The organism is Prevotella melaninogenica, assembly GCF_003609775.1.
Lineage (GTDB): Bacteria > Bacteroidota > Bacteroidia > Bacteroidales > Bacteroidaceae > Prevotella > Prevotella melaninogenica_A.
Map to the genome: position 1 here is coordinate 142,022 of NZ_AP018049.1, position 21,200 is coordinate 163,221.

Here is a 21,200-nt window from a genome sequence, read left to right on the forward strand (position 1 = left end):
ATTTGTTTGACGAGAATATCTTTATTTGCCGACAAAGGTACATAACTTTACGGAAAAATATGTTTCTAAAATATATAAATAGACAGCTGTGGGGAAAATGTGGGGAAAAATTAGATAATTAAAAAGGCTAAATGACTGGAAATAATCACTTAGCCTTTTAATCCGTACCCAGACCCGTACTTCGTAATTGCTGCGCCCATCATTCAAGACTGTCAAATCGGGTCTTTCCTGTCAAGCCAATGATGCCTATGCGTATGCCAAACACATGGATTACGGATTTCTCGTTCCGTGAACAAACACTTTATCCGCAACTCTGCTATGTGGTGTATTGGCTTAACTCCATTTCTATGGGCAACACTTTTGTTGCAGATTTCAAGCAGCTTTTATCGAAATACCCATCAGTAAGAACTCGTTTATTAGGCTTTCCTCATAATTGGGAACAAGAGCCTTTGTGGAGATAAAATAATTGCCCTGTTTCTTAAAAAGCACTGGGGCAAACCAGCTCCGTCTTTAATTGTTTCCAATAAATGGATTGTTTCAAGCCCCTATAGAAAGAGAACAAAAATTCCTGTGTGAAAATTAATCTACGACAAGGAGCAAGCAAGGAGCAATATCAAACAAAAATCAATACCTTTGCAGTACATATGAGATAGACCAAAACAAAAGTGGAATATCGGAAACGAATAGCAAGGAAAAGAGAAGAAACGACCCAAGTTGATGTCCTTTTTGAGTTAATAATCAATAAAAGCGTTAAATCTTCACCTTTTAGAATGTGCAATTAAAAATAACAACCATATTTCTGACTTATTATCTATAAAATATTGAGTAATAATCGGTTGTAAATACTAACTCTAACGACGGTGGTGTGTTTGAAGGTTGTGAGTCGCTTACCTCTTTCACATTCCCAAGTAGTTATGCTTCAAACAACTTGCCAAGTTTTACCTTCAAGAATTGTACGAACTTAGCAACTATCAATTGGAATGGTTATAATCCAAAGCGTTTAAACAAGAATGCATTTGAGAATTGTGATAAAATCACATGGTCTCAAGTTCCTCAATCTGTAGAGGAGTTAGGCGATAACTGCTTCTATCTCTGTGATGCTTTGACGTCTGTTGACCTCTCAAAAATCAAGAAGATGGACACAGGTGTGTTCTGGGCGACACCTTTAACATCTGTTGAATGGCCTGCAGCTGTAACTGAAATTCCTGCAAATACATTCTGGGCTTGTGGCAAACTAACAACTATCAAGGGAATTCCTGGGCAGCCTGGTGCATGGGATAACATCACTAAGATTGGTGAAAATGCATTCAATATGTGTACTGCTTTGACTACTATTAAGTTGCCAGCAGAGCTTAAGACAATTGATGCGCAGGCTTTCCGAAGCTGTGATCATTTAGCTACAGTAGACTATGGTACTAAGGTTGAAACTATCGGTGACGGTGCTTTCTGGTTTACTGGTGCACTGAAGAAGTTCTTCTTCAAGGGTTCTGTTAAGACACTCGGTGCTCATGCTTTCCGAGAGAGTGGACTTACTTGTGTTCACCTCAAGGGTGATATGACTATAGGTAAAGAGGCTTTCATGAAGTGTGCAAGCTTGAAGTATGTTGAATTCCCAGCTACTTCTTCAGCTACTCAGCCATTGACTTATGTGGCTGAAGGTATGTTTGCCGATTGTACAAGTCTGCCTTTCATCACTCTTCCATCTACTGTAACAGAGATTAAAACAAAGGCTTTCGACGGTTGTTCAAGTCTGAAGTATGTAAATATCTTGGCTGCTTCTCCTGCAACATTGGGTGCTAATGCTTTCCCAACAACTGCTGGTGTATATGTAAAACCAAGCAAGCTTTCAGCTTATCAGGCAAATGCAGCTTGGAATGTTTATAGTCCTAAGGATACTTACGAGCAGACACTCGCTACGAAGTATGCAAGTTTCGACCATGATTTCCCTGTTTCTTTCGTAGCAAAGAATGGTCATGAAGCGTTGGAGGCATACGTTGGTCCAAGCACTTATAGAGTGACACAGCCAACCAAGATTCAGAAGATTTTGAAGATGATTAAGGTTACTTCAACAGCTGCTAATGAAGGTGTTCTCCTCAAAGGTGAGGTTGGTAGAACCTATACTTATCAGATAGCAGAGGTTGATCCAGGCCTTTATACGGGTAATCGTATTATCGGTGTACGTGAAGACACAACACTTGTACAGACCGAGACTGATGGTAAGAGCAACTGGGTTTTACAGCCAGATTATAAGCTTCACTTAGTTAGCAATGGAACTATTAAGAGTGGTCGTGCTTATGTTCATGAAACCAATGATGGTGATACAAGCTTTGGTGCAAAGGGAATTTACCTCTCTTTCGCTCTCAATGAAGAAAACAATACTACTGGTATTGATAAAGTTGAGAATAAGAAGGATGATGAAGAGAATATTTATTACACACTGTCTGGTGTACGGGTAATCAACCCAACGGAGAAAGGTGTATATATTAAGAACGGCAAAAAAGTTATTATACGATGAAACGGAACTATATAGCTCCTGCAACAGAGCAAATAGCAGTTAAGATAGAGCAGCATTTATTGGACTTATCTTTCGATGATACCGTTGTTGATCCAGGAACTGCACTGTCAAAGAAGAACGCATTTAATTCTGATGAAGATGAGGCAGATGATGCGTTGAGAGTTACATCTTATGGTGAGATAAGCATTGGTAGAAACTCACTTTGGGATGAATAATTACTAATATTGTTTACAGGTAAGGCATTGCTAAGTCTTGGCTTGAGAAAGTCAGGCTGTGGTAATGCCTTTCTATATTAACCTAAAGAATTGAAGTTGCCGTATAAGGCACATTAATAATAACTAAAAAACAAACACCATGAGATTAAAACGATTTCTTATTCTGTGGGTAACGCTGTCGTCAGCAGCCTTTTCATTTGCTGATGACTTTGTGTATGACAACCTCAAGTATGCTACCAACTCCGACAATTCGGTGACATTGGTAGACGGAAAGGGTGCGAGTGGAGAGATTATTATCCCTTCTGAAGTTCGCAACAACAAGAATGTTTATACCGTTACAGCCATCGAACACAACGCCTTTGAGCGTAACAACGCTATTACAGCAGTAACAATCCCAAGTTCGGTGAGTACTATTGGCTACAGTGCATTCAATGGTTGTAAGGGCTTGCGACGTGTGATGGATGCCTCACGTGTCACTGAGATGCAAGGCTTTGAGTACACTGATTGTACGAATTTAACCTCTGTAACCTTATCAGGAACACTACAAAAGATTGGTTATCGCTCTTTTGCTGGTAGCGCTTTAGCACATCTTGTATTACCAGCAAGCATGAGAGAGATTGGTAGCAGTGCTTTTGAAGATTGCCATCAACTAAGAAATGTGCAGTTTAATACAGGTCTTCAGAACATAAAGGACCATGCTTTTAAGAATAGTGGCTTGGTATCTTTAGAGTTTTCTAATGACTTAAAGGAGATTGGGGAGTGGGCTTTTGAAGGCTGTGCAAGCCTAAAAACAGTTCAAATACCTCCGTCTGTAACAAGCTTAGGAATGGGTGCATTCTATCATTGTATAGCTTTGGAGTCAGTTGTTATACCAACTACTCTTACGAACTTCAATGATAGAACCTTCAATGGATGCCGCAACTTGTCTGCCGTTTATTACTTAGGCAGCAGTTGCCCAAGCCTTGGACAATACACTTTTGCCGATGTTTCCGGTACTTTTGGCTTCTATGTAAAGCCATCAGCCCTGTCTGCTTTGCAAGGAATTGCATTTATTTCTGATAAGGTAAAGGATAGTTTTCCTTATCAGCAAAGCAGTAAGTACACCACTTTTTCGCGTTCTTTTGATATTGACTTCACCACTGCTACGGGTCTAAAAGCCTATATAGCAAAGGAAAGTAATGGAAGAACTTCGGTCTCCCTGATACCTATTACAACAGCGAGTGCAGGCACAGGTCTCATCATAGAGGCTGTTCCAAACACAGTTTATCAACTCCGTTTAGCTGATAATGCAGCCCATTATGATGACAATGCACTGCGTGTTTCAACAGGAGAAACTATTAGTACTACAACTTTAAAACTAAGAGAAGACATCACTTCTCGCTATGCTCCTGTAGAACTGACAACAGACAAGGTACGTTACGAGCCTGAGTCCACAGTTCGCTTTACATCAAAGTATCTTCTTCCTGATAATGTTAAAGTACGTTACTTACATGGCAATACAGTCGTAAAAACCGATGAAATCGGTGGAAAACAAAGTTGGTCTTGGAAGGTTCCAGCACAGAATTTTACTGGTTATCTGGCTGAAATCTATGTTGCTGATGGTATTGCCGAGCAGACACTTGCTACGATTGGTGTTGATGTTTCTACTGAATGGGGCCGCTTTCCACGCTATGGTTTCATCTCACACTATGGCTCTGACAAGACTGTTGAGCAGGTTAAAAAGGAAGTAGATATGCTTAATCGTTACCACATGACTGGCATTCAGTTCTATGACTGGCAGTGGCAACATCACAAACTAATTCCTGAAGGCGCTTCACAATGGAAGGATGTTGGCTTACGCGATGTCTTCAAATCTTCTATAGAAAATTATATTACCAAGCTACATGAGGTTGGAAGCAAGTGTATGTTCTATGACTTGCTCTATGGTGTAACGGGTAATATTGTCGATGGAAAGCCAGAAACACCAGCAAATCTTGATGGGAAGGATGGTGTCAGCAGTGATTGGGGATGGATAGACCTGCATGCAAACGATAAGGATGGCTATGACCTTCATCAGGTACAGTATCCTTTAGGCTCATGGCCAAGTATCTACGTGATGAATCCTGGTAATCAGGATTGGGTGAACTATCTCTCTAAAGAAATAAAGAAGGTATATCAGCATCTTAAGTTTGATGGTTATCATATTGACCAATTAGGCCGTCAGCGCGAGGCTTATTATACCAATTTGCAGAGCAAGACAGAAGATGGTCAGAAGGTTTATACTGGTGGCGACCGCCGTGATACTCACGACTTCGAAGGCTATTATGCAAACTTTATCAATCGTATGAAATCCGATAGTAAAGATAAGTCCCTTGTAATGAATGCTGTTTCTACCTTTGGTGGACCTAAGATAGTTGGTACAGGTAACGTTGAATTCGGCTATAATGAGATGTGGGGTGCTGACGACTATTTGTGGAACTACCGTAAAATAATACAGGACAATCGTCGTAATAATGGTAAGAATACTTTTAATACAGTCTTTGCAGCTTATCTACACTGTCGCAATGGAAATGGTGGTCAGTTCCGCACAAGCAGTGCTCTGTTTGGCAATGCTACTATCTTCGCACTTGGTGGTTCTCGTATTGAGTTGAGTGGTGACCACATGTTGTTTACAGAGTACTTCCCTGATGATGCTCGAAAAATGTCTGACAAGTTGCAAAAGTCAATCATTCACTATTATGACTTCCTTGTTGCCTATGAAAACTACTTGCGAGATGGCAATGCTGAAACTTCTGTTAACATGACAATGGATGGTGTTAACGTGGTTGCATGGGATTTGTCTGATCCTAATCCAAGTGTCGCAGATGCTGCAGATCAGACGATTGGACCAAAGCCTTATAGTGTGAATACTTATAGCACTATGAAGGGAAACGTGACTGCAATACAGTTGTTGAATTATAGTAACTTCTCAAGAGACAACTTTAATATCCGTGATATAAAGGAAACAATGCCAGAGCCTAATGTCCTACTTAATAAGAAGATTGTTCTTGACGATGCTGCCCCTGTAGCCCGTATATGGGTAGCAAGTCCAGATTGCTTCGGTGGTGCTCCGCAAGAAGTTGTCTTTACACAGAATAATGGTAAGGTAACATTCACCCTACCTTCTCTGGAATATTGGACGATGGTGGTCGTTGAACACGGTAGTAAGGTGGATAATAGCACGGGAGAAGTACGTAATTACATTCTCCGTGGTGAATCCTTTATAGAGGCTTCGAATAATACTGTTCCTGCAGGCGAGGCTTACCTCTCTTTTCCTGCTAATATAGGAAAGACCTTGCAGCCATTGTTACCTTTGGTTCCTGTTACCGCAGGGATTACTAATGTAACTGATAACGGACGTGATGATTATTACACTGTGTCTGGTATCAAGGTTGATAAGCCTGTGAAAGGGGTTTATATCCATAAAGGTAAGAAACTGATAAGCAAGTAAAAAATAGCTAATTCTTAATTACCCCCAATGGGGCATTAGTCATACTTACTATTCTACGTGAAGAGGTGTTCTAATGTCTGATTGGGGGTAAATAACTTCTATGACTTTATTAATGCTCACCAGCTATCCTATTATGCCTTTCTTTAATCTCTAATTAAATACTATGTCTATTCGTCTGCTGTAAACAACGCATTCTCATATCATTGATATTTGTAAACTATTTTCGTATGGTTCAAAACCAATACATGGTCTTTTGGCTTCTAAAAGATGCCTAATTGACTTGCAAAAGATGCTCTTTTGAGGTCTTACTAACGCCCTTTTGAAGTCCAATTAAGCACCTTCTCGTTTACTGTTTTATAACTGATTGATTTTCTTTTAGTTACAAACCTAATCATTATACGTGTTTTTGTCCTTATTTATAGATGTTTTGTTCGGATTTATGTAATGATTTTTCAAATCGTAGTCTGTGTTTTTGAAGTATTAAAACCTTTGTAACTTGACATAGCTCGCTACGCATGCATTGCCAAGACAGACAATCTAATCGATGATAAAACAAAATATGTTTATCCTTTAATAAAACGATTTGGGGTTAATTGAGGAACCTAAAATAATACTATATTAATCATTTTTTATTGTTAAGAATAGGGTGTAAGAACGATCAACAGTAACGTTACTTTAAGAAAGGTGGTAGCAAATCCTTATGCTCCAAATTACTAATTTGAAGGTAAATACACTGTCAGGAGTAGCGAATGGTAAGGTTACATTGACAGCAACTATCGTAACAACGTCTCCTATTGACGATATCGAAGTGGAGTTCCATGGTGATAAGGAGTATGATGTAGACATTTATGGTTACTATTATAATCAAGACTTTTCTATTCCTCGTGGCAACAAAGCATACGATACCAGCCAAGAAATTCAGATACCAACGACCGTCGAGCCGGGTGATTACCATTTTGTTATTCGTTTGACAGATCAAGCTGGTCACCAACAAATACGTGCTATGGCGATAAAAATAAAATAAAACTTGCACGATAAGGATAAATAAAGGTTAAAACATTCTTGTTTTTCATTCTAAATACAATATCTTTGCACCGTGAGAGTTAAAATAGAGTTTACATTATAAAACTAAAATGATTATGAAAAAGATTATGTTTATGGTAGCTGCTTGCGCAGCTATGGTAGCTTGTAACAATGGCAAGACTACTGCAAATAACGAGGGTGCAGATTCAACAGCTCAGGATTCAGTTGTTGCTGGTGACTCTGCTGTTTACGAGGGTTTGACACCTGCAGCTGATGTTGCTGGTATCAAGTATCGTGTTGCTTTGGCAAAGGATTCAACAAATGGTTTCAGCGTTTCTGAGTCTTACATGAAGTCTGATTCTGAGGTTGATACTGTTTACAACTATACAGGTAACTATCAGGTTGTAGAGAAGGACGTTAAGGGTAAGAAGAATACTTACTACCAGTTCGAGTTGGGTAAGGACAATAAGACCAACTTCCTCGTAGTAAACGATTCTACACTTCGTCTTGTTAACTCTGACTTCGAGGAGCCAGCTGTTAATTCAAAGGATATGAACTACGACTTGAAGTTGAAGTAAGAAGAATCTGTAAACACAACACTAAAATAAAGGGGCTTGCCAGGGTTTAATACCTTGTGCAAGCCCTTTTTACTTAGAGTAAGCTTACGTCTCTTTATCAAATAAGAGAATACTTCTCTTTGCTTGTACGGCTCTTTTCTCACGTCATATTGTGGTCATTATAAGAATTGGTAAGAATGTGTTTAGGCTTTCGCACCATTGGTGTTAAGGCTCCGCACGATGTGTGCTAAGGCTCCGCACCATTGGTGCGGAGCGTTAACACGGTTGTAAGCGATGAAAAAGTCGAGGCTTTTTCGTTGTATATTTCTATAGTAAACACTAATAGAGGACATACGAGCGATGGCTATCAAGGTTGCACAAACCGCTTGGCACGACTTCTGGTGCTTCTTATAGAAACAAAAATAGGGACACGTCTGTGCCCCTATTTTTATATTGCAATGTCACAAGAATGGATTTTATCTTCTTGCCATGAAGTAGCTTGTGCCAGCCTGCATCTGACGTACCTCATATACACCAGCTGCATCGAGTGTAACGTCTGCAGTCAAACCGTTGTTAAGGAAAGCCTTTACAGAACCATCACCGTTGAAGTGGATAATCTTCTGCTCCTTACCTTCTGCATTCATGTACCATGTATTCTCCTGCTTGTTGTAAGTGAAGTAGAATACACTACCATCTGGCTTTGTAATCTGATAACCATTCTCGAGATACTTTACAGCATAAATCAAGCCGTCATCACCCTTGATATTGCGTGTCTTACCAACGCGATTTGCTAAAGGATTCTTACCAGTCCAGAACTCGATACTGTTGAGTACGAGCGCATCAGCCGCACTACAGAATGCGTAAGCAGGAGAAATTACAAGGAAGATAATCTCATTGATGAACTTAGACTTAGTAGCGTGCTTGTTCCACTTAGCAAGTTTGTTGAACAAAGTAAATGAACCTACACATGAACTCATGAGTGTTGCGCCAATCAAGAGGGCAACCATAGACTTGATTCCTTTTGTTTTCATACTTTCAAATTAGTTTATTTGGTGAATATTTATCTTTTTACCACTTAGGGATTTGATAACCAATGCAAAATTAATACTCTTATTTTTATTAAGAGATAATTTTATTTTATGATATTGAAAGTTTAAGGATTTTAACTGGCTTCGTTAATGTTTTTGACATAACGAATGCCTTTGTTAACTCTTGTTTTGAGTTAGGCAGGATTAGACTTACCAATTACTCGGCAGAGTTTCATTACTTCTTCCTCGAAGTTCTCTTTGTTGATGGCTTTTCCCTTCAGTACAGAACGGTAGTTATAGATGGTCTGGGGAGAATAGAAAAGGAGGTCGGCAATCTCTGCACTTTCCTTCACACCCAATCGAATGAGTGCCATAATACGCTGTTCGGTAGTAAGTTTATCTGTGCTTTTATTCTGAATTCTGCCTTCTGGTACGAGTAGGTTATTCAAGTCTTCAGTAAAACCAGGGTAGAGATCGAGGAATGCCTTGTCAAAACGAGATAGAAAGGTTGCAGCGTCTTCCTCTGATAATCGTTCAGATGAAAGCTGACTAAGCAATTCTGAGGTTTGGTTGGCTTTTATCTTTCTCTTTACTAATGTCTGTTGTTTTTTCAGTCGAGCAATATACTTTGCACAAAGGTCAATATACAACTTTGCCAACCTTTCGCGCTTACGGTTGGTATCGACAAGCACTGCGTTAAGGTCGTGTAGCTGTGTATTCAACTCTTTTTGTTGGGTATTGAGTTCAGAGAGTTGATTATTATTGTTTTGTAACTCCTGTTGCTGAATACTAAGACGTTTAGTCTGTTTTACAATATAAAAGACTGCGAAAAGTAGGAAGAGTAGAAGGAGTGAGATGACTATGATTGCGGTCATCTGCACTTTATTACGCTGATTGAGGGTCTGTTGATAGCTGCTAACAATTACTGGTAGCTTGCTTGATATTTCAATAATACGGAGTCTGTTATTATAGAAATGTGCATCCTCGAGTGCTGTCTGTATGTATCGTTGTGCATAATCAAGGTCGTCTTTATTGTGCTCAAAGATATACATCGCCAAGTTTTGCAGTGCAAAGTTTTCCATTGTACAATTCTCCACATCTGCAATACTCGACAATAAAAGGAATTCTTCTTGTTTATTAGTATTTCCCTCATTAGCATAGCTGCCAGAGAGAGCAAAGCACGACATAGCGTAAAATCGGGAGGTTGGTGGCAACTGCTTTATGGCTTTGATGTAATGGGAACGTGCAGAAAGGGGATTATTCTGTACAAAAACACAGTATTCACCGCGATAATACTCGTAACTTTTATCGGTTTCATCGCAAAAAGGCATGGCTTTCTTTAAGTAGTTCTTTGCCTTTGAACGGTGTATAGGAGTATAGGTTTTATCATTGCAGAAGTCTGCCCAATAGGTGTGAATGCGGAAGAGTGAGAAGTAATATTCAAAACGTTGAGCCTTATCAAGTGCCGTTGTATCCACTTGTTCTATTTCTTGAACGGCCTCACTATATAAGCCTCCAATAGACAATAGTTCTGCCTTTCGTATCACATTACTATTGTAATAATAGGTGTTCTGTGTCTCCAAAGCCAGTTTGATACCTTTGTTCAAATACGTCATAGCCGAGTCAAACTGGAAGACATAGTATTCTTCAAACAGTTGCTCGTAGGTTTGCAGACGCTTAAGGGTATTGCTGCTGGTTGTAAGATGCTTTTTTAGGCGGTTGATATCGTTGTTCTTGTTATCGATAAGTGCATCACGTTGCTCCAAAAGATTATCGAGCTTTTGTCGTAACTGTTGTGTCTTACTACCAGCAGATAATGTCGTTGGCAGTAGCAAGAAAAGTATATATAATAAGCTTCTTTTCATTGTTCAATTACTATTGAGTACAAAGATAATACTTTACTTGGAAATAGAGGATGTCTACTTAAACAAATTGTTATTTATCATTAAAATGTTGATATTAAGTTATTTATATTTAATAACAAGACAATGTTGTCTACTTATGCACTACTATTGGCAATTACTTCAACTCTTTTTTACTATCTTTGCATAAAATCATATAATTACCCTTACAATCTTTAAATAAGAATTAATAACCATATTATACTTTAACAAAACAATGAAGAAAACCAATATTGCCCTTATAGGGCTACTGATGGGGTTCGCAAGCATTGCTAATGCGCAGACAGTAAAGTCTCCGAATGGTAATGTTGCTGTGACCTTCTCATTGACAGGTAACGGAGTACCTACTTATGAGATGACTTATAAGGGTAAGGCTGTTGTTAAGCCTTCACACTTAGGTTTGGAATTGGCTAAGAACAAACATGCCAGCAAAGGCATGGAAGAAACCAGCCTTATGGATGGTTTTGAGAAGACAGATACCAAGATTTCCACTTTTGATGAGACTTGGAAACCTGTTTGGGGTGAGACTGCTACCATTCGTAACCACTACAATGAGTTGGAAGTAGACCTTAAACAACCAAGCAGTAAGCGTAACATTGTTATCCGTTTCCGTGTTTATGACGATGGAATGGGCCTTCGTTACGAGTTCCCACAGCAGCCAGAACTGAACTACTTTGTTATAAAGGAGGAGCATACACAGTTTGCTATGGCGGGCGATCACACCGCATGGTGGCTCCCTGGAGACTATGACACACAGGAGCAGGAGACACAAGAGTCAAAGCTTTCTGAAATCCGTAAGCGTTTCCATGAGGCTGTAAACTGGGATAACTCATCGGTTTCTGTATTCTCTGATACGGGCGTTCAGACCTCTTTACAGATGAAGTCTGCTGACGGTCTATATATCAATATTCATGAAGCAGCATGTGCAAACTATGCTACAATGCACCTGAATCTGGACGACAAAACAATGACCTTCGAGTCATGGCTTACTCCTGACGCTACAGGTTTGAAGGGATTCATGCAGACTCCATGCGAAACTCCTTGGCGTACGGTGATGGTGAGCGATGATGCACGTGATATGCTTGCAAACAATCTCATCCTCAATCTCAACGAACCTTGTAAGATTGAAGATACATCATGGATTCATCCAACCAAGTATTGTGGTGTATGGTGGGAGATGATTGCAGGTGGTAAGTCTTGGGCTTATACTGATGAATTTAGTTCAGTAAAGCTTGGTGAGACTGATTATGCATCTGCAAAGCCAAACGGACGTCACTCAGCTAACACCGCTAACGTTAAGAAATACATCGATTTTGCTGCTGCTAATGGTTTGGATCAGGTATTAGTTGAAGGCTGGAATATCGGTTGGGAAGACTGGTTTGGACGTTGGAAAGACTACGTATTCGACTTTGTTACTCCTTATCCAGACTTCGATATCAAGACACTTAATGAGTATGCACACTCTAAGGGAGTAAAGTTGATGATGCACCACGAGACCTCATCAAGTACACAGAACTATGAGCGTCACATGGAGAATGCTTTCCAATTGATGAATAAGTATGGTTATGACGCTGTGAAGACAGGATATGTAGGTGATATTATTCCACGTGGCGACCATCACTATTCACAGTCAATGAACAATCATTATCTGCATGTTATCAAGGAAGCAACTAAGCATCATATTATGGTGAATGGGCATGAGGCAACTCGTCCTACCGGTCTTTGCCGTACATGGCCTAACCTCGTTGGTAACGAGTCAGCACGTGGAACAGAATACGAAGCATTCGGTGGAAGTCATCCTAACCATACTGTTATCCTTCCATTTACTCGTCTTCAGGGCGGACCAATGGACTACACACCAGGTATCCTTGAGACTCAACTCTCAACATGGTGTGATAATAAGAGCTATGTACACACAACTCTCGTGGGTCAGCTTGCACTTTATTTAACGATGTATAGTCCACTTCAGATGGCTGCTGACCTTCCTGAGAACTATCAGAAGTATAACGATGCCTTCCAATTCATTAAGGATGTTGCTTGCGATTGGGACGATAGTCATTATCTTGAGGCAGAGCCAGCACGTTATGTAACTGTTGCTCGTAAGGCAAAAGGTACTAACAACTGGTTTGTTGGTGGAAAGACTGGTCTCGCACCACACCTTAGTATCCTGAAATTCGACTTCCTTGATAAGGGTCGTAAGTACGAGGCAACTATCTATGCTGATGCTAAGGACGCTGATTACGAAAAGAATCCAAAGGCTTACACCATTACTAAGCGCACTATAAAGAAGGGTGATGTTCTCAAACTTCAGCAAGTTCGTGGAGGTGGTTTTGCCATCAGTTTGAAAGCACTTTAAGCTAACATTTTTATCGGTATTAACCGATTGTTATGTTTATTACAATACATTACCGCAGAGAAGCATGATAGCTCAGCTATTCAGAGGGTTATATCCTCTGAATGATAGCTTGCGTTTCTCTGTGGTTTTTTTATCTCTAATACTGATCATTGTACTTACTTACATTACTACATACTAAAAAACCTGATTATAGCGTTATATATAAGGATGATATTATGCCCCAAATTACAATGAAGCTAATGAAGAAAATAGCCCTTATCTGTGTAATATTATGTATGCCTTTACTCGTAAATGCACAGAATCAAATACCAACTCTTGACGATCTCGATAATGAGATAGCCATGTCACCCCAGTATGACAAAAAATATGAAGACGTTATTAGCAGTGTAAAGAAGGAACTTCGCACTGCTAAAACCAAGGAGGCTCGTTATGACCTATCTAATAAACTGTTTAATCTTTATACATCTTACTCTGTTGATTCTGCCATTGTCTATGCTATTGAAAAGCAGAATATAGCTAAGCAAATTGGGGATCGGAGTAAGGTAAACGATGCCAAGCTTAATCTTGCTTATCTCTTGATACGAGGTGGACAACTTAAGGATGCGAGTGATATTATTAACTCTATTCCCCGAAAGGAGATAAGTCAAGAATTGTCTTTCTATTATTTTTCTACCCGAAAGACACTTTATCGTACACTTGCTGAAGCTGCACTAACCACATCACAGAGGAATCTATACAAGCAGATGGAGAAGAACTGTAACGATTCCGTCGTTGATAATAATGCTTCTCCTGATAGTTGGTCACGTGCTGAACAGCTTGTTAATCGCCATCAGTACGAGCAAGCAAAGAAAATACTTCTTGATGCTTATCAACATTTAAAGCCTGGTGACCGCCAGACGGCATTTGTGTCTATTTCGCTTGCAGATATTTACGGTAGAGAGAAGAATGTTGAAGCTCAAAAACAATATCTTATCGCTGCTGCTATTTCCGATATTCGTAACTCTGTAAAGGAGTATCTTGCTTTACAGCAGTTGGCTGTAATCCTCTTTGAAGAAGGCGATACAAAACGGGCCTATGCCTATATGGATCAAGCCATGAACGATGCTGTGTTCTGTAATGCACGACAGCGTACTATTGCTATGGCTGACGTATGGCCTGCTATTGAGAAATCGCATGAGCGTGAAACAAAGAGTCGTACACTCAGACTTACAGCTATTATTATTGTTATCAGCTTGTTATCTGTTGTCCTATTCGTTATGATTATCTATACGCGTCGTCGTGTAGTTGAGTTGCGTGCTATCCGTGCACGTCTCTCCAACACTAACGAATTGCTGAAAGAGTCAAATAATATTAAAGACGAGTATATTACTCGCTTCCTCACTGAATGTTCTGCATATATCGATAAACTCGATAGCTATCGCAAGCAGATTTATCGCCTTGTCACTGGAAATAAGCGTACGGAACTACTCAATACGTTAAAATCACAAGAGGTGATCGACCGTGAATTGGAGTCTTTCTACTCCAGCTTCGATGAAACTTTCCTTGGTCTTTTCCCAAACTTTGTAGATGATTTCAACGCACTACTCAAACCAGATGAGAGGATTATTCCTAAACAGTCTGGTCATCTCTCTACCGATTTACGCATCTTTGCGCTTATTCGGCTTGGAGTAAAAGAGAATGAACTTATCTGCTCCTTCCTTCGTTGTTCAAAAGCAACGGTTTATGCTTATCGTTCTCGTGTTCGTTTGAAGTCGATAGACCCAGATAATTTCGATGAAATGGTGCTAAAATTATAGTCGGTTACATCTCTTTCTGTAATTTATAGGCTACTTATTATCTTCGTGCGACAACCCAATGTCCTGTATATTGGATTGTCGCACGTTCTGTTTTTTATTGCTCCTTACTCATAAAAGCCTACTTATTCTTACTCTCTTTTTGTTCTGAGTAATACCTCGAAAATCCGCAGATAAGGGTCTGAAAAATAATTACAAAAACGCGAATAAATATCTATAAATAATGGCAAAAAATAAGTATTAAAAACATATTTGTAACTAAAAGGAAATCAGTTAGTTATACAGTGGGAAACGAAAGGGTGCTTAATTAGACTTGAAAAGGGCGTTAGTAAGACCTCAAAAGAGCATCTTTTGCAAGCCAAAAGGGCGTCTTTTAGTAGCTAAAAGAGCATGTGTTGGAATTGAAGTGTGCGAAAATAGTTTACAAATAGCGGTCGTAAAAAGAAGAATCCGATTATGGACAGAAACTCTTGCAACCATAATCGGAATTTATTTGGATTAATATTGTGAATCCTATTTCAGATGTTTAGATACGTTTTAACGACTGTTTAACGCCAGAGATAAGTAAGCCCATTTCCGCAGCATTCAGTCCTCTAATCAAGACGTTAGGCTCTCTATACTCCACAGCGTAATTGGATAAAGCGGGTACACAATGAAAGAAAGGTAAGTCTACAACCTCTCCTTTCTTTGTCGTACTTACAAATGTAAGTCGAATGTCAGAGAAATTATCTTTTTCGTTTTTGTATAACTCGTTGGGATACATCGGTAGAATGGTGTTAACCCCCTCTGTTATAACAAAATTCAAAAGCTTTTCTTTTCCCTCTTTTTCATAACATTGTGGCTCTGCCACATAAGCCTTCGACCATAGGTCAGCCTCCCCTGTCCCTTCTTCATCTAAGAGACATTGTTCATTTTGCTGAGCCTTACGCTTATTCTTGTTAAAGAAATCGAATATACCCATATAGTCTTGCTGTTACTATCTTTATTGGCAAAGTGACTAATTATGTAATAAAAGTAATCGGAAATAGATAAAATCCTATCCCAAAAAGACGTTTGCAAAGATAAAGACTTCATACTACATAAACACAATTACGTATGTTAAAAAGATTAAACTATACTTGTATTTGTCTATAATCATCGATAAAACATCTAAAAACAGGGCGTAATAAATGTTATTTTGGTAGCTTTTTGGAAAGCAACCTACAGCTTATTATCGACAAAACAGTTGGAAACACGTAGGCTGACAACATCTTTTTAGTTTATTATGCCGTAGGTTCACATAGAAATGTTTATCTTTGCATTGGGAATGAATGGTGCCTTTGTGGGGCTGTCTGTCCCCACTTCTGATATATTACAGACATATTAAAACAGTTATAAAACGCGATAAATGGCACTGAACTATATTTGGATAGGATTCTTCGTAATAGCCTTCGTCTTCGGTATTATCTCTCTGTTGATGGGTGATACGACGATATTCGAGAAAATGATGAATTCTACCTTTGATTCATCTAAGAACGCCTTTACAACATCAATAGGCTTAACAGGAGTCTTGACGCTGTGGTTGGGAATTATGAAGATTGGCGAAAAGGCTGGTGTTGTCAATGTTCTTGCACGTATGCTCAGCCCTTTCTTCTCTAAACTCTTCCCTGATATCCCAAGGAATCACCCAGTTATGGGTTCTATCTTTATGAATATAGCGTCGAATATGTTAGGACTTGACAATGCTGCTACGCCTACAGGACTGAAGGCAATGGCGCAGATGCAAGAGCTGAATACGAAGAAGGACACGGCAACCAACCCGATGATAATGTTCTTAGTATTGAATACTTCGGGTCTGACGCTCATTCCTACGACCATTCTTGGCTATCGAAGCATGAACGGAGCAGCACAACCTATGGATGTGTTTATCCCAATTCTGTTGGCAACAACGGTAGCTACGATAGCTGGTATTCTCATTACGGCAGCTTGGCAACGTATCAACATCTTCCAACCGACATTGTTTTTGGGGCTTGTTGGAATTATTGGCTTTGTCGGATTGTTAATTTGGGGATTCGGACAGATGGATAAGCAGATGACGAATACGGTGTCATCTGTTGCCTCTAACTTGATTGTCATGTCGATAATCATGCTTTTCATCGTTGTGGCACTATTACGGAAAGTGAACGTTTATGACGCTTTCATCGAAGGAGCGAAGGATGGATTCCAAACAGCTGTACGCATTATTCCTTATCTGGTTGCTATCCTTGTGGCAGTAGGAGTGTTCCGTGCTTCGGGTGCAATGGACCTTTTGATACAGGGAATTAAGTGGTGTGTGGAGCAGTGCGGACTTGACACAAGATTTGTAGATGCACTCCCAACTGCCTTTATGAAGCCGCTTTCTGGTAGTGGTGCACGTGGTCTTATGTTAGAAGCAATGAAGAACTATGGTCCAGACTCCTTCGTTGGCAGATTGAGTTGTATCTTCCAAGGTTCAACAGATACTACCTTCTATGTTCTGGCTGTTTACTTCGGAAGCATCAGCGTAAGATATACACGCCACGCATTGGCCTGTGGATTGTTAGCCGATTTGGCAGGTGTAATAGCTGCAATCGCAATCTGCTATATATTCTTTTAGAAGATAACTGAGTCTTTTAAGCTATTGGGCGATTAGCCCTATAAGCCTTATTAGCCTAATAAGGCAAGTAAGCTAAACAATAATACAACAATGGCAAATTTAAAATCACTTGCAAAAGACACTGCTATCTACGGATTGAGCAGTATCATTGGAAGGTTCTTAAACTATCTTCTTGTACCCCTCTATACAGCTAAAATTAGTGCAGCGAGCGGTGGCTATGGTGTTATCACAAACATCTATGCCTATACTGCGTTGCTGTTGGTCGTTTTGACTTATGGAATGGAGACAACTTTCTTCCGTTATGCCAATAAGACTGATCAAGATCCGAAGAAGGTTTACTCTACTACTTTGTCTTTGGTAGGCCTTTCTTCACTGCTATTCATCGCAATGGTCTTCGTCTTTCTGCAGCCTATTTGCGACTTTATGGGTTATTCGGAACATCCGTCGTATGTGTGGGTAATGGCTATCACTGTAGCAATTGATGCTTTTCAGGCTATTCCTTTTGCCTATCTCAGATACAAGAAACGCCCAATTAAGTTTGCTACTTTCAAACTGTTATTCATTGCTTTGAACATCATTTTGAATCTTGTTTACTATCTAATCCTCGACGGACATGAGGTAGGTTATGCCTTCTATATCAACCTTGTATGTACAACGACTATCACCTTCTGTTTCTGGAAAGAGCTAAAAGATGGCTTCTTCTCAGGCGGTAAGCTGCTTGATATGCCTTTGGCAAAGAAGATGTTGTCCTATACTTGGCCAATTCTTTTCCTTGGTATTGCTGGTATTCTTAATCAGACAGCAGGTTATATCATCTTCCCATACGTCTACAAGAACAACGATGCGCATACACAATTGGGTATCTTCGGTGCTGCAAGTAAGATAGCAATGATTATGTCGATGATTACACAGGCTTTCCGCTATGCCTACGAACCATTCGTCTTTGGTAAGGCACGCGACAAAGACAATAAGGAAACCTATGCAAGAGCAATGAAATTCTTTATTATCTTTACGCTTCTTGCCTTCTTGGTGGTAATGGGTTATATGGATATTCTGCGCCATATCATCGGTCGTGACTACTGGGTAGGATTAAAGGTTGTGCCAATCGTGATGGCAGGAGGTATCATGACCGGTGTTTACTTCAACCTTAGTTTCTGGTATAAACTCATTGATAAGACAATTTGGGGAGCCTACTTCTCAGGCATCGGATGTGCTGTAATCATCGCAATTAACGTGATTTTCGTACCCAAATATGGTTATATAGCCTGTGCTTGGGCAGGTTTCTTGGGTAATGCTACGGCAATGGTGCTCTCTTATCTTGTCGGTCAGCGTAAGTATCCGATTAATTATCCATTGAAGAGTATCTTCGTCTATCTTCTGATAGCTGGTCTCTTCTTTGCCATTATCACCTATACTAACGCCAATCTTCCCGTTCCTGCAGCCTTGGGAATCAATACATTGGTGATTATTCTCTTTATAGCTCACGTGCTTTATCACGACTTTCCGCTGCAAAAATTACGCAGTCGGTTTGCAAAGAAATAAACAATTATCATTTAACCAATAATATCATTATGAAGAAATCGACTTTACTTATTGCCGGACTTCTTGCATTGGGTAGTACAACCATGCACGCCGACGAGGGTATGTGGACGCTCTACAATTTGCCAGATGCTGTCTACGAACAAATGGTAGCTGAGGGATTCCAGATGCCACGCAACATGCTTTATGGCGCACCTAACGCTATTAGTAATTCTGTTATCAACTTCTCTGGCTTCTGCTCAGGTGTTGTTGTCTCACCAAATGGTCTCGTTTTCACCAATCACCACTGTGGATTTGGTGCTATTAATGCTCTTTCTACTGTTGAACACGACTATATGAAGGATGGTTTCTATGCAAAAAGCTATGCAGAGGAACTCCCAAGTAAGGACTTGTTCGTTTCCTTCATGAAGAAGCAGGAGGATATTACTCCTCGCGTTAATAAGCTTATTGCTGGTAAGAATGCTGAACAGACAGAGGCTATCATTGATTCACTTACAAATCATTTGACTGACTCTATCAAGGCGATTGATAAGACATTGCATATCTCTGTTGATGCTTTCTATGAGGGAAATAAGTACTATGCAACTACATATCAGGACTTCCAAGATGTACGTTTGGTCTTCACCGTTCCAAAGAGTATGGGTAAGTTTGGTGGTGAAACAGACAACTGGATGTGGCCACGACAGACAAGTGACTTCTCTGTTTTCCGTATCTATGCCGATCCTAAGACCAACGGACCAGCTGCTTACTCAAAGGACAACGTTCCTTATCAGCCAGCTAACTGGGCTCCTGTAAGTCTTGAAGGCTACAAGGATAAAGACTTTGCAATGACAATTGGCTATCCTGGCTCTACTAATCGTTACTTGTCTTCATTCGGTATACAGCAGCGTCGAGACATTGAGAACACTGTTCGTGTACAAGCTCGCGATATCAAGCTTGCTATCATGAAGAAGTACATGGATAAGAATGGAAAGACTCGTCTCCAATATGAGAATAAGTACGTTACTTCTGCTAACTACTGGAAGAACTCTATTGGTATGAATAAATGTATCGATTCTATCGGTTTGATTCGTCAGAAGGCTGAATATGAGGCTAAGATACAGAGATGGTTGGACGAGAAGACCGTGAAGGATCCAACTGTAAACGTTGATCTTAAGAAGTTGGAAAAGCTTTATAAGGAGAGCAATGAGCCTGCTTTGGTTCAGGCTTATTGGAACGAGTCATTCTGGAAGGTGTCTGAATTGATTCAGAGAGCCTTTGATATTACCCGTGGTGCTATCGAACCACAGGGTCCAAAGGATGATGAATCAGCGCAGTATATGCAATTTAAGGACAATAGCAGCGAATGGAACTTAGCACTTGATAAGGAAATGACAGCTGCCATGTTGAAGAACTATGCTGAACATGTACCTGCTGCATATCGCCCAGAAGTGTTTAATGTTATCAAAACAAAGTTCGGTAACAATTATAAGAAGTACACTGACTGGCTCTATGCAAATAGTAAACTACTCGTTAAGGACCACAAGTTCTATAATGATGAGAAGACCCTCAACGACCCAGGTATACAGCTTGGAGTAGAACTCGTGATGCTCTATCAGCAAGTTATGAGCAACTACGTTAGTAAGATAGAAGCTATCGAGCAGGAAGAGAAGAAGCTTTGTGAGGCAAAGGTACAGATGGAGATGGATATGCCACATTATAGTGATGCTAACTTCACTATGCGTATGTCTTACGGACAGGTGGGTGGCTATATGATTGGTGGCTTCGATAGTAACTACTACACCACAGCTGAGAGTATTGTTGAGAAGATGAAGAAGGGTAAGAAACTTGAGGACTATAAGGTTGAGCCTATCATGATGGATCTTATGAGTGCTAAGGACTTTGGTCGTTACGCTGATAAGACAACCGGTAAGATGCAGCTTTGCTTCCTTACCAACAATGATATCACTGGTGGTAACTCTGGTTCTCCAATGTTCGATGGTAAGGGTCGCCTTATTGGTCTTGCTTTCGACGGCAACTGGGATAGTCTTTCAAGCGACATCAACTTCGATCGTAAACTTGCACGTTGTATTGGTGTTGACATCCGCTTCGTCCTTTACCTGATGGATAAGTGGGGTCATGCTGACCGCCTTTTGAAGGAAATTAATCCACAGTAAGAGTTACTCTTAATATATTAAAAGAGGTATGTTC

Annotated in this window: 14 protein-coding genes; 11 read left to right on the top strand and 3 right to left on the bottom strand. The window is 40.0% G+C overall.

Annotated features, from left to right (window positions below; all coding sequences use genetic code 11):
• Positions 1-239: 239 nt before the first annotated feature.
• The 6 genes from PMEL_RS00540 (at position 240) to PMEL_RS00565 (ending at position 7,800) form a co-directional block, all read left to right on the top strand.
• Entirely contained in the window at positions 240-461 is a 222-nt protein-coding gene (locus tag PMEL_RS00540) for a hypothetical protein (RefSeq protein ID WP_004356044.1), read from the top strand.
• Positions 462-865: 404 nt separating this feature from the next.
• Positions 866-2,515, top strand: a complete 1,650-nt coding sequence (locus PMEL_RS00545) for a leucine-rich repeat domain-containing protein (protein WP_231999384.1) — start codon at positions 866-868, stop codon at positions 2,513-2,515.
• Entirely contained in the window at positions 2,512-2,730 is a 219-nt protein-coding gene (locus PMEL_RS00550; RefSeq protein ID WP_120173506.1) for a hypothetical protein, read from the top strand. Before PMEL_RS00545 ends, PMEL_RS00550 begins: the two co-directional genes overlap by 4 nt.
• 139 nt (positions 2,731-2,869) lie before the next feature.
• A complete protein-coding gene (locus tag PMEL_RS00555) occupies positions 2,870-6,199 on the top strand; it encodes a glycoside hydrolase family 66 protein (protein ID WP_120173507.1) in 3,330 nt (1,109 codons plus the stop codon).
• A 700-nt stretch (positions 6,200-6,899) separates the two neighbouring features.
• A complete protein-coding gene (locus tag PMEL_RS00560) occupies positions 6,900-7,223 on the top strand; it encodes a DUF4625 domain-containing protein (protein ID WP_120173508.1) in 324 nt (107 codons plus the stop codon).
• Between the two features lie 115 nt (positions 7,224-7,338).
• Entirely contained in the window at positions 7,339-7,800 is a 462-nt protein-coding gene (locus PMEL_RS00565; protein WP_120174587.1) for a copper resistance protein NlpE N-terminal domain-containing protein, read from the top strand.
• 455 nt (positions 7,801-8,255) lie between these two features.
• Here the strand turns inward: PMEL_RS00565 and PMEL_RS00570 are convergent, their stop codons facing one another.
• Positions 8,256-8,810, bottom strand: coding sequence for a DUF3332 domain-containing protein (locus tag PMEL_RS00570; RefSeq protein WP_120173509.1), 555 nt, complete (start codon positions 8,808-8,810; stop codon positions 8,256-8,258).
• Positions 8,811-9,001: 191 nt separating this feature from the next.
• Positions 9,002-10,672: a DUF6377 domain-containing protein gene (locus tag PMEL_RS00575; protein WP_120173510.1), complete on the bottom strand. Its 1,671-nt coding sequence runs from the start codon at positions 10,670-10,672 to the stop codon at positions 9,002-9,004.
• 253 nt (positions 10,673-10,925) lie between these two features.
• On the opposite strand from PMEL_RS00575, the gene PMEL_RS00580 reads away from it, so the two are divergent.
• Both PMEL_RS00580 and PMEL_RS00585 read left to right on the top strand, forming a co-directional pair.
• The gene (locus tag PMEL_RS00580; RefSeq protein ID WP_120173511.1) at positions 10,926-13,064 is read left to right on the top strand and encodes a glycoside hydrolase family 97 protein; all 2,139 of its coding nucleotides are present in this window, start codon (positions 10,926-10,928) and stop codon (positions 13,062-13,064) included.
• Positions 13,065-13,303: 239 nt separating this feature from the next.
• Complete coding sequence (locus tag PMEL_RS00585; protein WP_120174588.1) at positions 13,304-14,860, top strand: DUF6377 domain-containing protein; 1,557 nt, start codon at positions 13,304-13,306, stop codon at positions 14,858-14,860.
• Between the two features lie 523 nt (positions 14,861-15,383).
• On the opposite strand, the gene PMEL_RS00590 is transcribed toward PMEL_RS00585, so the two are convergent.
• Positions 15,384-15,818: a hypothetical protein gene (locus PMEL_RS00590; RefSeq protein ID WP_120173512.1), complete on the bottom strand. Its 435-nt coding sequence runs from the start codon at positions 15,816-15,818 to the stop codon at positions 15,384-15,386.
• A 426-nt stretch (positions 15,819-16,244) separates the two neighbouring features.
• Here PMEL_RS00590 and PMEL_RS00595 point away from each other — a divergent pair, with 426 nt between their 5' ends.
• From PMEL_RS00595 to PMEL_RS00605, 3 genes are all read left to right on the top strand, one after another.
• Complete coding sequence (locus tag PMEL_RS00595; protein WP_120173513.1) at positions 16,245-17,471, top strand: nucleoside recognition domain-containing protein; 1,227 nt, start codon at positions 16,245-16,247, stop codon at positions 17,469-17,471.
• Between the two features lie 90 nt (positions 17,472-17,561).
• A complete protein-coding gene (locus PMEL_RS00600) occupies positions 17,562-19,013 on the top strand; it encodes an oligosaccharide flippase family protein (protein ID WP_120173514.1) in 1,452 nt (483 codons plus the stop codon).
• Between the two features lie 29 nt (positions 19,014-19,042).
• Entirely contained in the window at positions 19,043-21,166 is a 2,124-nt protein-coding gene (locus PMEL_RS00605; protein WP_120173515.1) for a S46 family peptidase, read from the top strand.
• The last annotated feature ends 34 nt before the right edge of the window (positions 21,167-21,200 follow it).

Coding starts and splice junctions, on each gene's coding strand:
- PMEL_RS00600 (WP_120173514.1), top strand. CDS start 17,562: ATGGCAAATTTAAAATCACTTGCAAAAGACACTGCTATCTACGGATTG.
- PMEL_RS00595 (WP_120173513.1), top strand. CDS start 16,245: ATGGCACTGAACTATATTTGGATAGGATTCTTCGTAATAGCCTTCGTC.
- PMEL_RS00590 (WP_120173512.1), bottom strand. CDS start 15,818: ATGGGTATATTCGATTTCTTTAACAAGAATAAGCGTAAGGCTCAGCAA.
- PMEL_RS00555 (WP_120173507.1), top strand. CDS start 2,870: ATGAGATTAAAACGATTTCTTATTCTGTGGGTAACGCTGTCGTCAGCA.
- PMEL_RS00540 (WP_004356044.1), top strand. CDS start 240: ATGATGCCTATGCGTATGCCAAACACATGGATTACGGATTTCTCGTTC.
- PMEL_RS00605 (WP_120173515.1), top strand. CDS start 19,043: ATGAAGAAATCGACTTTACTTATTGCCGGACTTCTTGCATTGGGTAGT.
- PMEL_RS00575 (WP_120173510.1), bottom strand. CDS start 10,672: ATGAAAAGAAGCTTATTATATATACTTTTCTTGCTACTGCCAACGACA.
- PMEL_RS00580 (WP_120173511.1), top strand. CDS start 10,926: ATGAAGAAAACCAATATTGCCCTTATAGGGCTACTGATGGGGTTCGCA.
- PMEL_RS00585 (WP_120174588.1), top strand. CDS start 13,304: ATGAAGAAAATAGCCCTTATCTGTGTAATATTATGTATGCCTTTACTC.
- PMEL_RS00550 (WP_120173506.1), top strand. CDS start 2,512: ATGAAACGGAACTATATAGCTCCTGCAACAGAGCAAATAGCAGTTAAG.
- PMEL_RS00565 (WP_120174587.1), top strand. CDS start 7,339: ATGAAAAAGATTATGTTTATGGTAGCTGCTTGCGCAGCTATGGTAGCT.
- PMEL_RS00570 (WP_120173509.1), bottom strand. CDS start 8,810: ATGAAAACAAAAGGAATCAAGTCTATGGTTGCCCTCTTGATTGGCGCA.
- PMEL_RS00560 (WP_120173508.1), top strand. CDS start 6,900: ATGCTCCAAATTACTAATTTGAAGGTAAATACACTGTCAGGAGTAGCG.